This window comes from Nonomuraea diastatica (assembly GCF_004349015.1).
GTDB lineage: Bacteria > Actinomycetota > Actinomycetes > Streptosporangiales > Streptosporangiaceae > Nonomuraea > Nonomuraea diastatica.
The window spans coordinates 40705-58446 of the sequence record NZ_SMKP01000006.1 but is presented as its reverse complement, the minus strand read 5'-3'; the positions used below and the strand labels follow the sequence as shown (position 1 = coordinate 58446).

Below are 17742 nucleotides of genomic sequence, written 5' to 3'. Positions count from 1 at the left end.
GCAAGCGGGCAGACGGCACTCCGATGACACGTCGTACCACCTGGGGGAAGTGATGGCCATGGCCAGGACCGAGCACCTTCCCACCCCCGTACGCCGCCGCGACGGCCGGCCGTACGTGCGCGTGCGGGACCTCGAGCGGGACCTGAGGTCCCGCGTGGACGGAGAGGTACGCTTCGATCCCGGCAGCCGCGGCGCCTACTCGACCGACGCCTCCAACTACCGGATGGTCCCGCTCGGCGTGGTCGTGCCCCGCACCGTGGAGGCGGCCGCCGAGGCCGTGGCCGTCTGCCGCGAGCACCGCGCGCCGATCACCTCACGCGGCGGCGGCACCAGCCTGGCGGGGCAGGCCTGCAACGTCGCCGTGATCATCGACTGGTCCAAGTACTGCGACCGCCTGGTCTCCGTCGACGAGCAGGCCGCGACGTGCGTGGTCGAGCCCGGCATCGTGCTCGACGAGCTCAACCGGCGGCTCGCGGACACGCGCCTGATGTTCGGGCCGCGCCCGTCCACCCACTCCCACTGCACGATCGGCGGCATGATCGGCAACAACTCATGCGGCTCGACCGCCCAGGCCTACGGCAAGACCTCCGAGAACGTCATCCGCCTGGAAGTCCTCACCTACGACGGGACGCGCATGTGGGTCGGTCCCACCAGCGAGCAGGAGTACGCACGAATCCTCGCGGCAGGCGGCCGCCGCGCCGACCTCTACCGGCGGCTGCGCGAGATCGCCGGCGCGCACGCCGGCGAGATCGTGGCCCGCTTCCCCGACATCCCGCGCCGCGTGTCCGGCTACAACCTCGACCAGCTGCTGCCCGGCGGGCCCTTCGACCTCGCCCGGGCGCTGGTCGGCTCGGAGGGCACGCTGGTGACCGTGCTGCGGGCGGAGCTGAAGCTCGTGCCGGTGCCGGGGAACGAGACGCTGGTCCTGCTCGGCTATCCCGACGTCGTCGCCGCCGCAGAGGCCGTGCCGCGCGTCGCCGACCACCATCCGCTGCAGCTGGAAGGGCTGGACGACAAGCTCATCAGCGACGAACGCCGCCGGCACATGAACGCGGAGGCGCTGGCCAGGCTGCCCGAAGGCGGCGGCTGGCTCATGGTGTCCTTCGCCGGACGCACCCGGCAGGAGGCCGACCGGCGCGCCCAGGCCCTCATCGACGACCTGCGCTGCAGCCCGCACCAGCCGCACGTGTCCTCCTTCGACGACGAAGAGGTTGAACAGCAGCTGTGGGCCCTGCGCGAAGGCGGGCTCGGCGCCACCGCCCGCGTCCCGGACATGCGGGTGACCTGGGAAGGATGGGAGGACTCCGCCGTACCGCCGGAGCGGCTCGGCGACTACCTGCGTGACCTGCGCCGCCTGTTCGCCGAGTTCGGCTACGGCGACGCCGCGCTCTACGGGCACTTCGGGCAGGGCTGCGTGCACACCCGCATTCCCTTCGACCTGGTGACCGCCGACGGCGTCACCGCCTTCCACGCCTTCCTGCGCCGCGCCGCCGACCTGGTCGTCTCCTACGGCGGCTCCCTGTCCGGCGAGCACGGCGACGGCCAGTCCAAGGCCGAGCTGCTCCCCGTCATGTTCGGCCCTGACGTCATGACCGCCTTCGGCGAGGTCAAGGCCCTCTTCGACCCCGAGAACCAGATGAACCCCGGCAAGATCGTCGCCCCGCACGGGCCCCCGAACGCGGCGACGGACGACCTGCGCCTCGGCAGCGCGTGGACGCCCGCTGAACCCGCCGTGGAATTCGGTTACCCCCACGACGAGGGCAGCTTCCAGTGGGCCGTGATGCGCTGCGTCGGCGTCGGCCAGTGCCGCAGCCACACCGGCGGTGTCATGTGCCCCTCCTACCGCGCCACCGGCGAGGAGGAGCACTCCACCCGCGGCCGGGCCCGGCTGCTGTTCGAGATGCTCAACGGCCACGCCGACACCCCCGTCGCCGGCGGCTGGCGCTCCGATGCGGTACGTGACGCGCTCGACCTCTGCCTGGCCTGCAAAGGGTGCAAGCACGACTGCCCGATGAACGTGGACATGGCGACCTACAAGGCCGAGTTCCTCGCCCACCACTACGCGCACCGGCTGCGCCCCGTGGCCCACTACAGCATGGGCTGGCTGCCGCTGTGGGCCCGCCTGGCCGCCTTCGCGCCGGGCGCGGTCAACGCGCTGACCCACGCTCCCGGCCTGGCCGGGCTGGTCAAACGGCTGGGCGGCATCGAACCCCGCCGATCGCTGCCGACCTTCGCGCGTACCCGCTTCAGCGACGCCTACCGGCGGCGCGGCCCGCGCGGCACCGGTGAACGCGGCAGCGTGTTGTTGTGGCCCGACACCTTCACCGACAACCTCGCGCCGCGCATCGCCGCCGCCGCGGTCACGGTGCTCGAAGCCGCCGGCTACCGGGTGCTCATCCCGCCGCGCACCCTGTGCTGCGGGATCACCTGGATCTCCACCGGCCAGCTGGGCATCGCCGAACGGATGTTGCGCCGCACACTGCGCACGCTCGCGCCGCTGCTGCGGCAGGGCATCCCCGTCGTCGGCCTTGAGCCCAGCTGCACGGCGGTCTTCCGCGACGACGCCCCTGCCCTGCTGGCGCACGATCGCGACGCCGCACGATTGGCCGAGCAGACCACGACGCTGGCCGAACTGCTCACGCGCACCGACGGCTGGCAGCCGCCCGCCATCGACCGTGACGTCCTCGGCCAGCCGCACTGCCACCAGCACGCCGTCCTCGGCCACCAGGCCGACCAGGACCTGCTGGCCCGCGCCGGGGCCCGGCTGAGCACCGTGGGAGGCTGCTGCGGCCTGGCGGGCGACTTCGGTTTCACCGCCGGGCACATGGAGGTGTCACTGGCCTGCGCCGAGCACGAGCTGCTGCCCGCCATCCGCGCCGCGGGAGCGGACACGGTGATCCTGGCCGACGGCTTCAGCTGTCGTACCCAGATCAACCACACCGCGCCTGAACGCCGCCCGCTGCACCTGGCCGAACTTCTCGCCGCCCACCTGAGGCCCGGAGCCGGTCCGGCCGAAGACACGTGATGGACGACGGGGAGCCGCCTGCGGCCTGACGCCACCCCACGGACCGGGCTGGAAGGGTTGCTCAGCCGCCGAGGAGACCGGGAAGGACGGCGCCGAGCGCCCCTCCGCCCAGGATTCCTTCGAGGATCTTGCTCACGGTGGCGAGCAGTGAGCCGAGCAGGTCTTCTGACGGGGCAGCGGCGGCAGCGGCGGGAGCGGCGAGCACGAGGGTCAGCATGGCGCCGGTGGCCAGGATGGCGGTCATACGGGCGGTGGACTTCACAATGCCTCCACGGGCAGTCGCTGAATGTGATTGATCGTTACTCTATGTGACGATGATGCTGATCACTACGACCGCCTCGCCCGGTGCGCTCGGAAGATGCGCCATTTAAGCCCCCGGCAGCGACTCACGCCGGATCAGGCAGGCTCATCGTCGCCAGCCGCGCCTGGTCGGCCAGGACCGTGATGCCGGCGATGCGGTCGCCGACGACGGTGAACGCGAGCACCGACAGCGGAGTGCCGTCCTCCCGCCAGGTGACGATCCCCGGCAGGCCGTTGACGAGCACCGCCCGGTGCCGTACGGCCGCCCCGGAGGACACGCGCGAGCGGCCCGCGACCTCGGTGGCGCCGAGGACGACGATCCTGCCACCAGGGGTGTCGACGGTCAGCCTCACGTCGGGGTCGAGCACGCGCAGCAGATCCTCGAAGTCGCCGTGGCGAGCCGCCGTCAGGAACGCCTGAATCACCTCACGCTGCTCGTGCCCGGCCACCGCCGGCCTCTCGGTCGTCTGCACCTTCTTCCTGGCGCGGCTGGCGAGCATCTTGGCGGCGTCGGCGGACTTGCCGAGGATCTGGCCGATCTCGACGAACGGCACCGCGAACAGGTCGTGCAGCACGAACGCGAGCCGCTCGTCCGGCCGGAGCGACTCGAGGACGACGAGCAGCGCGAGCCCCACCGAGTCGGCGAGCGCCACGTCGTCCTCGGGCGCGAGGCCGTCGTCGGCCACCACGACGAGCTCGGGCAGCCGGTCGTCGTAGGACGCCTCAGGGTGGCTCCGGCGGGCGCGCAGGACGTCGAGGCTGATCCGGCCGACCACCGTCGTCAGCCAGCCGGCGAGGTTGTGGATGACCGCCGGGTCGTGGCGGGAGAGCCGTAGCCAGGCATCCTGGACCACGTCGTCGGCGTCGGCGTGCGATCCCAGCATGCGGTAGGCGACCGCGCGCAGCCGGTCGCGCTGCGACTCGAACACCTCGGCCACCGAATCCGCCGGGCTGATGTCGGACATGTTGTTACCTTCCTCGGAACCGCCCCGTCATGGGTGATGACGGGCCCGGACGGGCACACGTAACCGATGAAGGGGCAGAACCGATGGAAGCACGGATGAAGAGCCCGGAGAACGCCGACGTCATGACGGCGATCCAGCACCTCTACAAGGCGGTGCACGCCGGCGGCGCCGACCCGCTCCTCCTCGACCTGGTCCACTTGCGCGCCAGCCAGATCAACGGCTGCAGCCCGTGCGTGTACGCAGGGGTCGCGTCGGCCAGGAAACGGGGAGAGACCGATGAGCGGCTGCACAACGTGGTCACCTGGCGCGAAACCCCCTTCTTCACCGAGGCGGAGCGGGCGGCGCTCGCGCTGACCGAGGCCGCCACCCGGATCCAGGACGGGGCGCCGGGCGTGACCGACGAGATCTGGGACGCTGCCGCCGCCCACTTCGACGACGAGCAGCTGTCCGCGATCGTCCTGAACATCGCGATGACCAACTTCTTCAACCGGATCAACCGCACGGTACGCCAGCAGGCCGGCAAGACCTGGTGAGCAGGGCGGGGGCGTCATCCGCCGGCGGATGACGCCCATCCGGCCTCAGCGGTCGCCGTCAGAGCGGCGTGACCGGGCCGGCCTTCGGCACGTACACCAGGGCGTCGTAGGCCTGGGCGGGCGTCATCGTCACCGTGTAGGCCGAGCTCAGGTGGCTGTAGATCGAGCGGAATCCGTCGCCGACGCTGCCCATCGGGATCTCCGAGGTGAGCAGCTCACGGTTGCCGGGCTTGGAGGAGGCCCGCGCGACGTTGACGTAGCCCAGCGGCTCGTCGCCGAACAGCTTGGCCAGAGGCGAGTCGTGGCTCACGGTGAACTGCCTGCGTTGTCCGGAATCCTCATCCTTGCTGACGAAGGTGCTCGTGCCGAATTCCGTGCCGATCGTGAAGTAGTCCGTGCCGTACGTCTTGGCCAGCCGCCGCCCCATCGACGCGAACGGGAACGCTGCACCGCTCTTGTCGATGTGGCCGTTGTGGCCGCACACCATGATTTTCTCCCTCCCCTGGGAACCTTCCAGGTCGGCGATCCAGCCGACGTTCCCGGCCATCCAGGCGTCCCGCTTGGCGGCGTAGCCGGCCCCGGACAGCTGCAACCGCGCGCCGCGCAGGACCGTCTCGGCGTGGTGCACGGCGAGCACGAACGATCCCTCGGAGCTGCGGCTCACGTACTCCTCGCGATTGTCCTTCATGTGGGCGACGAGCCGTTCGGCGGCGGTGGCGGCCGCAGTGACCTTCGCCTTGTCCTGCTCGGACCTGGTGGCATCGGTGAGGTCGGCCAGCGACTCCTTGACCGGGCGGACCCGAGCGGGGTCGGCCGTGGCGAGATAGCGCAGCAGCCGGTCCTTGTTCCGGTCGTAGCGCTGCATGTCGAAGCCGTAGAGGCGCACCCTGTCCGGGTCGGGGACGGCGGCGTTGTGGTCGTGGATCCAGGCGATCAGATCCGCCATCTCACGAGTCCGGTAGATGTCGAAGCCGAGTGCCGCGGCCGCGGCCTCCGCGCTGCCCTCGCCCTTCATGACATAGTCGTTGGCCACCGCCGTGCCGCCGAAGTCGGCCTCCAGGGCGACGGTGCGGAAGCCGTGGTCGGTGACCAGCCTCCGGATGATCATTGCGCGGGTCTGGACGAACTCCTTGTTGCCGTGCGTGGCCTCACCGATCCCGACCACCCGTTTGCCGGCGGCGTCGGAGAGCAGGGCCTGGCCGAGAGGGACCACGGCGTCGGGCGTCACTCGGGAGGTGTCCACACCTCCGCAGCCGGTCGCCGGCAGAGCGATCAGGGCGAGGCCGGCGAGCGTACGGGCGAGCTTGCGGCTCATGTCGGTTCACTTCCTTGACGTCCGGGGAACGCCCCGGCGGCGGTGAAGGGCACGGCGTCGGGTGCCTTCACGTCCTTGGGGAGCAGGCTGACGTGGTCGAACTCAGTCCACAGGACGCGCGGTCACCGGGTCATCGAACCTGGGGCGAGTGCGGCCGGGCGCGGGGCTAGACCCGCCGCCCCGGTTGTAGACCTGCGGCCACCCGCGTGGGGGACCTGGGTAGCCGGACGTGCGCGGCGGCGTCACGTCCGATCACCCGCCGGCCGCCGTCGATGAACCCTGGTCCGCCGGGCGGCGCATCGTGAGCGGCCCGTCAGCAGACGCCGGCCGCTCACGCCGGGTACGCGTGGGTCTCGGTGGCCTTGACCGACGCCCACACCTCCTGCCCGGGCATCAGGTCGAGCTCGGCCAGGGCGGCGGGCGTGATGTCGGCGAAGGCCGTGATCGGGCCGTCGAGGTGGACGCGGACGTTGTCGCCGTGCCTTTCGATGCCTTCGATGCGGGCTTGCCACAGGTTGCGGGGACTGCCGTCTGGGCGGGTGCGGTAGAGGGCGAGCGCGGCGGGCGGGAAGGCGACGAAAGCGGGCCCCCGCAGGGGTTCGCTGGTGCTGAGGAGCAGCTCGCCGACCTTGACGCGCCGGTCGTCGGCCTGCCCGCGGTAGAGGTTGAGCCCGACCAGGTGAGCGACGTAGTCGGTGCGGGGGCGGCGGGCGACGGCGGCGGGTGGACCCTGCTGGACGATGGCGCCGTTCTCGATGACGATCAGCCGGTCGGCCAGCACCATGGCGTCGAGCGGGTCGTGGGTGACCAGGACGGTGGCGCCGTCGAAGGCGGTCAGGTGGCGGCGCAGCTGGGAGCGGACCTCCAGCCGGGTGTGGGCGTCGAGGGCGGCCAGTGGCTCATCCAGCAGCAGCAGGCGCGGGCGGACGGCGAGCGCACGGGCGAGCGCGACCCGCTGCGCCTGGCCGCCGGACAGGTGGCGGGGCTTGGCGGCGGCCTGGCCGGCCAGGCCGACCCGCTCCAGCAGGGTGGCGGCGGCGCGGCGGGCCTCGGTCTTGGAGGAGCCCTGGCAGCGCGGCCCGAAGGCGACGTTGTCCAGGGCGGACAGGTGCGGGAACAGCAGGTAGTCCTGGAAGACCATGCCGATCGGCCGCTGCTCGGTGGCCAGGCCGTGAACGGTGGTGCCGTCGAGGGTGATGTGGCCGTCCGTCAGCGGGGTCAGCCCGGCCAGGGCACGCAGCGCGGTGGTCTTGCCCGCGCCGTTCGGGCCGAGCAGCGCCACGACCTCTCCCGGCGCCACCTCCATGGCGAGGTCGAGGGTGAAGGCGGGTCTGACGACCACCAGGTGCGCCCGCAGCGTCATGGGCTGTTCACCCACCGATCGCGCAGGCTGGCCAGGATGACCACGGAGACGGCCAGCAGGACCAGGCTGAGCACGATGGCCGCCTCCGGCTCGGTCTCCAGCGCCAGGTAGACCGCCAGCGGCATCGTTCGCGTGGTGCCGGGGAAGTTGCCCGCGAACGTGATCGTCGCGCCGAACTCGCCCAGCGCCCGCGCCCAGCACAACACCGCGCCGGCCACCACGCCCGGCATGACCATGGGCAGCGTCACCCGCCGGAACACCGTCCAGCGCGAGGCGCCCAGCGTGGCGGCGGCCTCCTCGAAGCGCTGGTCAGCCCCGCGCAACGCGCCCTCCACGCTGATCACGAGGAACGGCATCGCGACGAACGCCTCGGCGAGGATCACACCCGCCGAGGTGAACGGCAACGTGACGCCGAAGGCGGCCTCCAGCCACTGCCCGACCAGGCCGCGCCGGCCCAGCACGAGCAGCAGGGCGACGCCGCCCACGACCGGCGGCAGCACCAGCGGCACGGTGACCAGGGCGCGCACCACTCGCCGTCCTGGGAATTCCACCCTGGCCAGCAGCCAGGCCAGCGGTACGCCGAGCAGCAGGCAGGCCACGGTGGCGATGGTGGCGCACACGAGGGACAACCGCAGCGCTTCCAGCACGTGCGGTTCGGCCAGCCGCTCGATCAGCGTGGGCCAGGGGGCGCGGACCAGCAGCCCGGCCAGCGGCAGCACCAGGAAGGCCAGCCCCGCGAGTGCGGGAACGACGAGCATCCACGGCAGCCGGCCGCGGACCTCGCGGCCCGCCGCCGGACGCCCGGCGGGCCGAATCTGCGGCGTGTGAGAGCCCATCGGTGATCAGGGTGCCTCGAAGCCGGCCTTGGTCAGGGTGTCCTTGCCCTGCCGCGACACCACCAGGTCGACCAACCGCCGGGCCAGATCACCGGCCGGAGCCTCCGTCAGGACGGCGATCGGGTAGTCGTTGATCGCCTGGTCGGCCTCGGGAAAGGCGATGCCCCGCACCTTGCCGCCCGAGGCGATCACGTCGGTCGTGTAGACGAGGGCCGCGTCGACCTCGCCGAGCTCGACCTTGGTCAGGGTGGCCTTGACGTCCTGCTCCAGGGTGACCGGGGTGACCTCGAGGCCGGCCGCGTCCAGCGCCTTGACCGCCGCGGCGCCGCACGGCACCTGCTCGGCGCAGAGCGCCACCTTCACCTGGGGAACGGTCAGGTCCTTCAGCTCGTCCACCTTGGCGGGGTTGCCGGCGGGCACGGCGATCTGCAGCTTGTTCCGTGCGAACGTGGTGGGCGAGCCCGCCAGTGAGGCGTCGGTGACCGTCTTCATGGTGGCCGGGCTGGCCGAGGCGAACACGTCGGCCGGCGCCCCTTGTACGATCTGCTGCGCCAACGTGGAGCTGGAGCCGAAGTTGAGCTTCACCGTGGTGCCCGGATGGGCGGCCTCGAAGGTCCTGCCGAGTTCGGTGAACGTCTCGGTAAGCGACGCCGCCGCGAACACCGTCACCTCCTTCGCGCCCTCGCCGGGGGACGTGGAGGACGTCGACGCGGCCGGTGCGCCGGAGCCGCAACCCGGCAGCGCCGTCAGCGCGAGCGCGACGGGCAGGACGATCGCCCACCGGGGAAGACGTCTGAACACCACAGGAGGGCTCCTCACACGTGACCGGCCACGCGTTCGTGACCGGGGATCTCCACGACGACGTTGGTGGACTTGATCACGGCGTCCGCCACCACCCCCGCCTCCAGGCCCAGCTCGTCTGCGGCCTGGCGGCTCATCAGCGACACCACCCGGAACGGCCCGGCGGCGATCTCCACCTGCGCCATCACCGCATCGCGGATCACCTCGGTGACGATCCCGCGGAAACGGTTGCGCGCCGAGGAGCGGCCGCCGTCGCCGGCGGTTTCGACCTGCGAACGGGCGAAGGCCGCCAGGTCGGCGCCGTTGACCCGCCGATGGCCGTGCTCGTCCCGCTCGGCTCCCAGCCGGCCAGCGTCGACCCACCGGCGGACCGTGTCGGAGCTGACCCCGAGCAGCGCCGCGGCCTCGCTGATCCGAAACGTCGTCACAACGCCCACCCTACCTTCCGCGCATTCCAACCTGAATGCTGGATTCTCCTCGCAACAGCGGCCAGAACCAGGGCTCTGTCATGGCATCCACGAAGGATGGAGCAGCGCCGCCCAGGTGGGGGGATCGCCGCCGGACGACGAGGCCGCGGCCGTGAACGACCGGCGCGGATGCGCGGCACCGCAACCCTCGCTAGAGTTCTTTGCGATCATCGACGTTGATCGCGCGGTCGATGGCTCTTGCCCCGTCGGGCTGCGGGCACGGCTGGGCGGTCGTGCAGGGTGGACACCGGGGGAGATGGGTTTGGCCGGCCAGAGCAGAGGGCGGCCGGGCTGGCTCCACGTGGGCGCGCTCGAGCGCCGGTTGACCCGGGCCTGGAATCCCGGCACCTTCCCGCCCGCTGAGGTCCTCCTGTCCATCATGACGTTGTCCGCCGTGCCGCGAGCCCTGGGGGCCCGCCTGGCCGCACACCTGGACGGCGGCATCGTGGTCGGGCCCGGCGCCGTGCCCGACCTGCCCGGCTTCGAGGCCCTTCGCGGCGTCGCGCTGCCGGTCCAGCAAGGCGGCTGGGAGCGCAGCGCCGGCGTCTACGACCCCAACCGGCGGCGCGTCGGAGTCGCCAGCGTGCCGTCTCCGTCGGTCAGCGTGGCCGGGCACGAGCTGGGGCATGCCACGGATCATCTGGAGGGCATGCCGTCGCGCGGCGCGTTCTGGTCGCGGTTGCACGCGTCGCGCGCGCCGCATCTGGCGCCCCCCTTCCGGCAGGACGCGGCCGAGCTCTATGCCGAGGCCTTCGCCTGCGTGCTCACCGGGAGGGCTCGCCGCCTGATCGGCTTATTCAGGGATGAGGATGCCGCTCAGCGCGCCTATCTGTGGGTTTCGGGCCGCTATGGGATGGGCTGACCGGATCTCCTTGCCCTGCTGAACGTGCGCGCTATCCTGAGGAAGGACCGGTGACCAGTGAGACGGGAGGGACGCAGCTCATGACCGCCATCATGCTGACCGGCGGAGTCCTGCGGGTGCCCGAGTCGAGCGTGTTGCCGGACGGGACCCGCGTGGACGGCACGCGCGACATCGCCCCCGACGCCCCCGACTACGCGACCTGGCTCCCCTATGTGATTCCCGAGGGAGCCGCATGGCACGGCAGCACTGACGACGAGAGCATCCTGGCGCGCTGGCGAGCGGCCGCCAGCGCCTGACACGTCCGGCGCCGCCCTGCTTCCCGACCGCCGGTCGATGCCGAGAAACCCGTTTCAGCGCCGCGGACGGTCGCGGTCCCACACCGCCTGCTCCACCAGCTCGCCGAGCCAGGCGGCGTCCTCGGTGCAGCCGGTGATCACCAGCACGCGCGCCCGCCGACGGCGGAACGGAGCTTGACGCGGTAGTGAACGTCACTGCCGAGCGCTCGGTTGAGCAGGTTGTCCCTGGATGCCCAGGCACGTGGAGAGCACGCCGAGGGGGATCCCGATCAGGAAGATCTGCCTCCTGCGCCGGCTGTCGGTCTCGTAACGCTTCACCAGCGTGCCCCAATCTTGTACGACTGCCATCCGCCGTCCTTTGATCCGATGAGCGGCGAACCAACGCTAAAGGGCGAGCGCGGAAACCGGTTGCGGAACGGGACGGTAGCGGGCTCCTAGGTGGTGCGGCCGTCACGGTTTCCGGAGATGCCATCGCCGAAGGCCGCAGCCGGACCGCGGCCAACGGATCGTTCTTCGAGGCGCCGGACCTCGCCGACCTCATCGCCGGGTCGACGGCGCTCAACCGCCTGGGCGGGGCCGACGACGTCGCCGACGTCGTCGCGTTCCTCGCCTCCGACGCCGCGCGCTGGATCACCGGCCAGGTCATCGACGCGAGCGGCGGCCTGTTCCTCGGGCCGCGCGCCTGACGCGGGCCGCCGACGCCGGCGCGCCCACCGCACGGGGTGCGCCTTGACAGGTGTTCGCCGACTCACCCACAATCGTCCGTAATGCTGAACTAGTGTCCATTATTATGGACGGTGTGCCATGAAAAAGCGGGTGGTCGTCGCCAGCACCATCGGTACGGCCCTGGAGTGGTACGACTTCGGGCTGTACGGGCTGGCGTCGGCGTTGGTCTTCAACAAGGTCTTCTTCTCCGACGGAATGGGCACGATTGCGACTCTCGCGTCGTTCGCGACGTTCGCGGTCGGGTTCTTCTTCCGGCCGGTGGGGGGCGTGATCATCGGTCACTTCGGCGACCGGATCGGGCGTCGGACCATGATGTTCGTCACGCTGGGGCTGATGGGCACGGCGAGCACGCTGATCGGCCTGCTGCCGACCTACGAGAGCATCGGCATGGCGGCGCCCATCCTGCTCGTGCTGCTCAGGATCCTGCAAGGCGTCGGCTCCGGCGCGGAGTACGCCGGCGCCGCACTGATGACGACCGAATACGCGGACCGCGACAACCGCGGTTTCTGGGGCAGCTTTCCGGTGGCAGGCAACGCGGCAGGGGTCCTGCTCGCCTCCGCGAGCTTCACCGCCGTGTCCTCCATGCCGGACGACGCCTTCCTTTCCTGGGGGTGGCGGATCCCGTTCCTGGCCAGCTTCCTGGTGGCCGGCGTGGGCCTTTACATCCGGATGAAGATCGCCGAGACGCCCGACTTCCAGCAGGTACGCGCGGCCAGGCAGGTGACCAGGGCCCCGCTCGCCGAGGCGCTGCGCGGGTCGCGACGCACGCTGTTCCTGGCGTTCGTGGCGAACTTCGCCCCCAACATCGCCGGCTACGTGCCCGCGGTGTTCGTGCTCTCCTACGTGGCCGACACCGTCGGCGCCCCGGAAAGCTCGGCGTTGGCGGCGGTCACCGCGGCCACGTGCGTGCGCATGGTGACGCCCGCGCTGTTCGGGGCGTTGTCGGACCGGGTGGGCCGCAAACCGGTGTACGTCGGCGGCGCGCTGTTCTGCGCGGCCATCTCCTTCCCTTTCTTCCTCCTGCTCGACACCGGTTCCGCGCTGCTCATCGGGGTCGCGGTGGTGGCGATGCTGGGCATCGGCGACGGCGCGCTCCTGGGCCCGCAGCCCGCGTTCTACGCCGAGTTGTTCCGCCCACAGGTGCGCTACAGCTCCATCGCGCTGACGCGGGAGTTCTCCGCCGCGCTCATCGGCGGCACCGCGCCGTTCGTGGCCAGCGCGCTGGTGGCGGCGGCCGGGGGAGACCCGTGGCTGGTCGCGGCGTACATCACCGCGGTTTACGCGGTGTCGGCGTGGGCCGCCCATCTGCTGCCGGAAACCCGCCATGCGGCCGAAGGCGCGCAGTTCGCGTACGTACGAGGACGAAAGGAACACCCATGACGTTCGACGTGATCGTGGTCGGCGCGGGTGCGGCGGGCATCGCCGCGGCGCTCGCGGCGGCGGGCAACGGTGCGTGCACAGCGCTGGTGGAGGCCTCGCCCTACCCCGGTGGGGAGCTCGTCGGCGGGCTGCCGCTGCTCGGCACCCGCAACAGCCTGGGCGAGCGCATCGTCGGTGGCCCGCTCGACGCCCTGCTGGACACCTGCGCGTCCCTCGACGGCTACGTCGGCGACCTGTTCGACTGGCGTACCACGTGGGGCACGTGTGTCGACCCTGAAGCGATGCGCGTCGCCGTGGTCGAGCAGCTGGCCGCCCGCTCGGTGACCTTCCTGCCCTCCAGCCTGGTGACCGCCGTGGAGAGGACCGGCGGCGGTGCGACCGCGGTGAGCGTGCTCGACCGGGCGGCGGCGCGGTCCACGCTGATGGCGCGCGTCGTGGTGGACGCCTCGGGAGACGGCTCGGTGTCGGAGCTGGCGGGCGCCACGCTGGAGCGCGGCGACGTGCACGGCGGGTTCCAACCGGTCAGCCTGACGTTCCGCATGGGCGGCGTCGACTTCGGGCCGCTGCTGGAGTTCGTACGCGACAATCCTGAGCAGTTCATGCTGGGCCAGAACCCGGTGATCGGCAAGACCCCGGCGGAGTGCGCCGAGCAGGTGTACGCGTCCGGCCTGCCGTTCGTCGCGATGAGCGCCGAAGACCCCGGCTCCCTCATGGGCGCCGCGATCGAGCAAGGCAGCCTGTACCCCACCACAGGCATGTGGATGTGGCCGACCTCGCTGGCGCGGCGCGAACTCGGGCTGAACACCACGAGGGTGTCGGGCGTCGACGCGATGGACGCCCGGGCGATGGGCGAGGCGCTGGCCACGCTCACCGGGCAGGTCCGCGCGGCCATCGGCTTCGTACGCAAGCATCTGCCCGGCTTCGCCGGCGCCCACCTGGCCGGGGCGGGACCGAAGGTCGGGATCAGGGAGACCAGGCGGGTGGCCGGAGAGCACACGTTGAGCGGCGCCGACGCGCTGAGCGGCCGCAAGCACGCTGACGGCGTCGCCAAGGGCGGTCACCACGTGGACATCCACGGCAGCGGCACCTATCAGAAGCGGGTCCCCATCGAGGGCGGACGCTCCTACGACATCCCCTATGCCGCGCTCGTCCCGCGTCACGTGCGCGACGTGCTGGTGTGCGGGCGGGCGCTGTCGTCCGACCGCGAGGCGAACGGATCCGCGCGCGTGATCGGCACCTGCATGGCGACGGGACAGGCGGCGGGCACCGCCGCCGCGCTCGCCGCCCGTACGCGCCTCGGTGACGTGCGGGAGGTGCCGGTCGGTGAGCTGCGCGACGTCATCCGCGCCCAGGGTGGGGTGGTGGACGGCACCGCGTGACGGGCGGCACCGGCGCGGACCGAGACTAGACTGCCGTCAGGGAATCGATCACCGCAGGAAGGGCCGGATCACACGTGCCGCCGAGACCGCATCCCACCGTGTCCCGTGTGGTCGTCATCCTGGAAACCGTCGCCGCCCACCCGGAGGGCGTGACCCTGTCCGCGCTGGCGCGCATGGTCGGCATCCCGAAGTCCACGGTCCACACGCTGACCCAGGGACTGCTGGCCACCGACTACCTGTACGAGCGGGCCGGGCTGCTCTTCCTCGGGCCGGGCATCGAGCTGCTGACCATGCCGCTGGGCGACCACCAGCTCGAACGGCTCGCCCACGACGAGCTGGAGCGGCTGGCGGCCGACACCGGCGAGACGGCGCAGCTCGCGGTGCGCTCCGGGGACAACCTCGTGGTGATCGACCAGGTGGAGTCGGCGCAGGAGATCCGCTACGCGGTCCCCCTGCGCTCGCGCCGCCCGCTGCTGACGACGTCGATGGGCAAGCTGTTCCTCGCCGACCTCGGCGCCGGTGAGCTCACGTCGTTCCTGAAGGAGCGCGGCGAGCTCGCCACGCCCTCGGGGAAGACGATCCTCGCCGAGCGGGACACCATCAGGGAGAGCGGCGTCGCCTTCAACCTGGAGGAGTCGGTCGCCGGGGTGTGCGCGGCGGGCGCGGCGGTGCGCGGAGCCTCGGGGAAGGTGGTCGCCGCCCTGGTCGTCGCCGGGCCGGCGGCTCGTGTCCGCCCGCAGGCCGAGGCCATCGCGGCGCGTTTGCGCGTAACGGCCCAGCGGTTGTCCGCCCGTCTCTCCCGCGGGTAGCCACGCACCCTTACGGTTCTCCGCGCGCGGCTCACCTGGCGCAGCGCGCTGCGGCTCGCGCCGGCCGCCGACACCCTGTGGATCCCACGCCTGCCCTCACCGACCGGCACGCCCGGCATTTCCGGACCGGCGCCCAGCGTGACGGCCGGGCAGTTCCCACTGCCCGGCCGTGCGCGATGACGCTGCCTCGAAGAGCATCAGCGGTTGTAAGCCAGACTGTGGACCGGGTGCTCCCCATCGGTCTGCAGCCGGTATTCGTGGCCGGACCTGGCACGGTTGTCGTCGATGACCCGCTCCGAGGGTGCCTTCTCGCCGCCCATGATCGCCTCTTGCATCTTCTCGAAGCGTTCGTGGGCCTCCTGCACGTAGCCGGTGCCCAGGGTGGTGTAGTCGATCTGGGTGGAGATGAGTTCGCGGAGGTAGGCCTTGTTGGGCTCGAACGTCACCGGGGCGGGCAGTTCGGGCGCGAGCACCTGCTCCGGGTCACGGCCGTCGTGCCGCTTGAACAGCTCGGCCGCCAGCCGCAGGTGTTCCAGCTCCATGTTGAGGTGCAGCTCCCAGATGTTCTTCACCTTGGGGTCGGACTCGGTCTCCATGAACGAGTGATACAGGTAGCACTCGTTGTACTCGTGATTGAGCAGCATCTCCCACCAGCTCTCGCCGGGGTCGACCAGCGACTCGTAGTGGGTGACGTGTTCCTCCTCGATGAGGCCGATCTCCTGGTAGAGCTGCCGGGCGATGGGCTCCATGTACATGGGGCCGACGTTCATGTAGAAGTTCATGGTCTGCTGCTCGGCCGACATGATGGTCAGCGCGTGCAGCTTGGAGATGGGCGCGGCCGAGTTCCTGTCGTAGGGCTCGCGTACGTTGTCGACGGGGTTGCGGTGGTGCAGGTAGGTCGGCCGGCCGGGCATGACCTCGGTGAGCTGGTCGACGATCTTCTCGGCCTTGCGGTGCTCGATCATCTCGTAGAGGTTGGCGTAGCGGTAGAGATGGTCGAAGTCCTCCAGCACGCCGAACTCGTAGGCCTGCTTCAGATACGCGTCCGGCTCCATCCGGGCCACCCAGGCGGTCAGGTCGACGGCGACCTGCTCGTAGGCCAGGGTGGTCTCCAGCACCGACGCCAGGCCGGGCAGCAGCCAGTTGACCGCCTTCTGCTGCTGCGCCTCGATGTAACGCACGCGGGCCAGCTGCTGCTTCAGCTCCACGTCGGGACAGTGGCGGGCGAGGTGGTGGCTGAACATGATCGCCTCCACCTCGATGCCGTTCATCGTGATGATCCGGCACCGCGTGTACGGGTCGGCGTGATCGGGATCGGTCGGCGTGACGTTGAGCTCACGCCAGTTTCGTAGTTGCTTGTCCAGCGGGATGCCCCGCTCCTGAAGCGGATTGAAGGTCATGTGCGTGCGCTCCTTCGCGCTGGTCCGACAGAGGTGCGGAGTGGCCGCCCTACCCGAGGCTTCCCGGCACAATCTCTGCGCGCTCCCGCCCGCGATTCCGGATTCGGTAAGCATTTGCGCCGGCCTTGACGTGCGCCGGCGTGCCGTCATTTTCCCTGGGTAGGCCACGCCTGGACTCGGAGGAGGATCGCCATGACCGACCAGAAGACGGCGCCGGAGACGATGGACGAGACGGATGTCATCGACCTGCTGCAGGCCCAGCACGGCATGATCCGGGACCTGTTCGACGAGGTCGAGCAGGCGCCCGCCGACCGGCGCGAGGAGGCGTTCAGCCGGCTGGTGCGGATGCTGGCCGTGCACGAGACCGCCGAGGAGGAGATCGTCCACCCCTACGCGCGCCGCACCATCGACGGCGGCGATGCCGTTGTCGACGACCGGCTCGCCGAGGAGAACGAAGCCAAGGAGTTGTTGTCACGGATGGACGAGGCGGGCCCGGAGGCTCCCGATTTCATGCAGAACCTGGCGATGCTGCGCGCCGCCGTCGAGACGCACGCCCGCAGCGAGGAACGTTATGAGTTCCTCCAGCTCCGGGCCTACACCAGCCCGGCCGAGCGGCGCAGCATGGCCGCCGGAGTCAAGGCCGCCGAGGCGATGGCCCCCACGCATCCGCACCCCGGCACCGAGTCGGCCGTCAAGAACGTTCTGGTCGGGACGCCGGTCGCGATGATGGACCGCGTCCGTGACGTGGTTCGCCGGGCGATGGGCAGAAATCCCTGACATGGCGGCGCGCGTCATGCCCCGGCGTCGAGGTCCTGGACGTCCGGCCCGGTCGCGCCGCCGTACGTGGCGATCTTGTACTCGACCGCCGTGAGGGAGAGGGTCAGCTCGCGGATCTGGCGGCGGATGATGTCGCGATGTTCGAGCAGCATGTCCAGGCGCTCGTGAACGGTGCACTCGCCGGCGTCGACGAGCGCGATGTAGTGCTGCAGGTCGCGTATCGGCATGCCGGACAACCGCATCCGGGTGAGGAAGACCAGGCGCCGCACGGCTCCGGCGTCGTAGAGGCGGTGGCCGTTGGTGTCGCGGGCCACCTCGACCAGCCCGGCCCGCTCGTAGTAGCGCAGTGCGTGGGGCGAGGTGTCGAGAAGGTCGGCGGCCTCGGCGATCGTCATCGACTCGGGCACACCGGCCAGGTCGGTGAGGCGGTGGATCGCCTCGACCGACAGCGGGCCGTCGGCCCCGAGCGTTTCGAGCGCTCTGGTCATCAGATGCTCGGTAGCCATGA

19 protein-coding genes are annotated in these 17742 nt (G+C 71.0%); 9 read left to right on the top strand and 10 right to left on the bottom strand.

What is annotated here, in order from left to right; translation table 11 throughout:
• Positions 1-58: 58 nt before the first annotated feature.
• On the top strand, positions 59-3025 hold the full coding sequence (locus tag E1294_RS03315) for an FAD-binding and (Fe-S)-binding domain-containing protein (protein ID WP_132504296.1): 2967 nt from the start codon (positions 59-61) through the stop codon (positions 3023-3025).
• A gap of 61 nt (positions 3026-3086) precedes the next feature.
• On the opposite strand, the gene E1294_RS03310 is transcribed toward E1294_RS03315, so the two are convergent.
• Both E1294_RS03310 and E1294_RS03305 read right to left on the bottom strand, forming a co-directional pair.
• The gene (locus E1294_RS03310; RefSeq protein WP_132504294.1) at positions 3087-3287 is read right to left on the bottom strand and encodes a hypothetical protein; all 201 of its coding nucleotides are present in this window, start codon (positions 3285-3287) and stop codon (positions 3087-3089) included.
• A 124-nt stretch (positions 3288-3411) separates the two neighbouring features.
• Positions 3412-4290 carry a sigma-70 family RNA polymerase sigma factor gene (locus E1294_RS03305; RefSeq protein ID WP_132504292.1) on the bottom strand — a complete coding sequence of 293 codons (879 nt, stop codon included), beginning with the start codon at positions 4288-4290 and terminating at the stop codon, positions 3412-3414.
• A gap of 83 nt (positions 4291-4373) precedes the next feature.
• Between E1294_RS03305 and E1294_RS03300 the strand changes: the two genes are divergently transcribed.
• Positions 4374-4823, top strand: coding sequence for a carboxymuconolactone decarboxylase family protein (locus E1294_RS03300; protein ID WP_132504290.1), 450 nt, complete (start codon positions 4374-4376; stop codon positions 4821-4823).
• Positions 4824-4881: 58 nt separating this feature from the next.
• On the opposite strand, the gene E1294_RS03295 is transcribed toward E1294_RS03300, so the two are convergent.
• The 5 genes from E1294_RS03295 to E1294_RS03275 all read right to left on the bottom strand — a co-directional run bounded on the left by E1294_RS03295 (position 4882) and on the right by E1294_RS03275 (position 9566).
• Positions 4882-6138 carry an erythromycin esterase family protein gene (locus E1294_RS03295; protein ID WP_132504288.1) on the bottom strand — a complete coding sequence of 419 codons (1257 nt, stop codon included), beginning with the start codon at positions 6136-6138 and terminating at the stop codon, positions 4882-4884.
• Between the two features lie 331 nt (positions 6139-6469).
• Positions 6470-7501, bottom strand: coding sequence for an ABC transporter ATP-binding protein (locus E1294_RS03290; RefSeq protein WP_132504286.1), 1032 nt, complete (start codon positions 7499-7501; stop codon positions 6470-6472).
• A complete protein-coding gene (locus E1294_RS03285; protein WP_132504284.1) occupies positions 7498-8337 on the bottom strand; it encodes an ABC transporter permease in 840 nt (279 codons plus the stop codon). The genes E1294_RS03290 and E1294_RS03285 overlap by 4 nt, the downstream gene beginning before the upstream one ends.
• A 6-nt stretch (positions 8338-8343) precedes the next feature.
• Positions 8344-9141 carry a molybdate ABC transporter substrate-binding protein gene (modA, locus tag E1294_RS03280; protein ID WP_132504282.1) on the bottom strand — a complete coding sequence of 266 codons (798 nt, stop codon included), beginning with the start codon at positions 9139-9141 and terminating at the stop codon, positions 8344-8346.
• Positions 9142-9152: 11 nt separating this feature from the next.
• Positions 9153-9566, bottom strand: a complete 414-nt coding sequence (locus tag E1294_RS03275) for a TOBE domain-containing protein (protein WP_132504280.1) — start codon at positions 9564-9566, stop codon at positions 9153-9155.
• A gap of 295 nt (positions 9567-9861) precedes the next feature.
• On the opposite strand from E1294_RS03275, the gene E1294_RS03270 reads away from it, so the two are divergent.
• Together E1294_RS03270 and E1294_RS03265 are read left to right on the top strand one after the other, a co-directional pair.
• A complete protein-coding gene (locus tag E1294_RS03270; protein WP_132504278.1) occupies positions 9862-10467 on the top strand; it encodes a hypothetical protein in 606 nt (201 codons plus the stop codon).
• A 50-nt stretch (positions 10468-10517) separates the two neighbouring features.
• Positions 10518-10763, top strand: a complete 246-nt coding sequence (locus E1294_RS03265; protein WP_132504276.1) for a hypothetical protein — start codon at positions 10518-10520, stop codon at positions 10761-10763.
• A gap of 192 nt (positions 10764-10955) precedes the next feature.
• On the opposite strand, the gene E1294_RS52370 is transcribed toward E1294_RS03265, so the two are convergent.
• Positions 10956-11111 (bottom strand): hypothetical protein, encoded by a 156-nt coding sequence (locus E1294_RS52370; protein WP_165977057.1) that lies wholly within the window; start codon positions 11109-11111, stop codon positions 10956-10958.
• A gap of 122 nt (positions 11112-11233) precedes the next feature.
• On the opposite strand from E1294_RS52370, the gene E1294_RS03260 reads away from it, so the two are divergent.
• From E1294_RS03260 to E1294_RS03245, 4 genes are all read left to right on the top strand, one after another.
• On the top strand, positions 11234-11449 hold the full coding sequence (locus E1294_RS03260; protein ID WP_132504388.1) for an SDR family oxidoreductase: 216 nt from the start codon (positions 11234-11236) through the stop codon (positions 11447-11449).
• 118 nt (positions 11450-11567) lie between these two features.
• The gene (locus tag E1294_RS03255) at positions 11568-12869 is read left to right on the top strand and encodes an MFS transporter (RefSeq protein WP_132504274.1); all 1302 of its coding nucleotides are present in this window, start codon (positions 11568-11570) and stop codon (positions 12867-12869) included.
• A complete protein-coding gene (locus tag E1294_RS03250; protein WP_132504272.1) occupies positions 12866-14248 on the top strand; it encodes an FAD-dependent oxidoreductase in 1383 nt (460 codons plus the stop codon). Before E1294_RS03255 ends, E1294_RS03250 begins: the two co-directional genes overlap by 4 nt.
• A 107-nt stretch (positions 14249-14355) precedes the next feature.
• Positions 14356-15057 (top strand): IclR family transcriptional regulator, encoded by a 702-nt coding sequence (locus E1294_RS03245; protein ID WP_132504270.1) that lies wholly within the window; start codon positions 14356-14358, stop codon positions 15055-15057.
• Between the two features lie 197 nt (positions 15058-15254).
• Here E1294_RS03245 and E1294_RS03240 read toward each other — a convergent pair whose 3' ends face one another.
• Positions 15255-16457, bottom strand: a complete 1203-nt coding sequence (locus E1294_RS03240; RefSeq protein WP_132504268.1) for a hypothetical protein — start codon at positions 16455-16457, stop codon at positions 15255-15257.
• 192 nt (positions 16458-16649) lie between these two features.
• Here E1294_RS03240 and E1294_RS03235 point away from each other — a divergent pair, with 192 nt between their 5' ends.
• Complete coding sequence (locus E1294_RS03235; protein WP_246082777.1) at positions 16650-17234, top strand: hemerythrin domain-containing protein; 585 nt, start codon at positions 16650-16652, stop codon at positions 17232-17234.
• Positions 17235-17248: 14 nt separating this feature from the next.
• Here E1294_RS03235 and E1294_RS03230 read toward each other — a convergent pair whose 3' ends face one another.
• Positions 17249-17740, bottom strand: coding sequence for a MerR family transcriptional regulator (locus E1294_RS03230; RefSeq protein WP_132504266.1), 492 nt, complete (start codon positions 17738-17740; stop codon positions 17249-17251).
• Between the last annotated feature and the right edge of the window lie 2 nt (positions 17741-17742).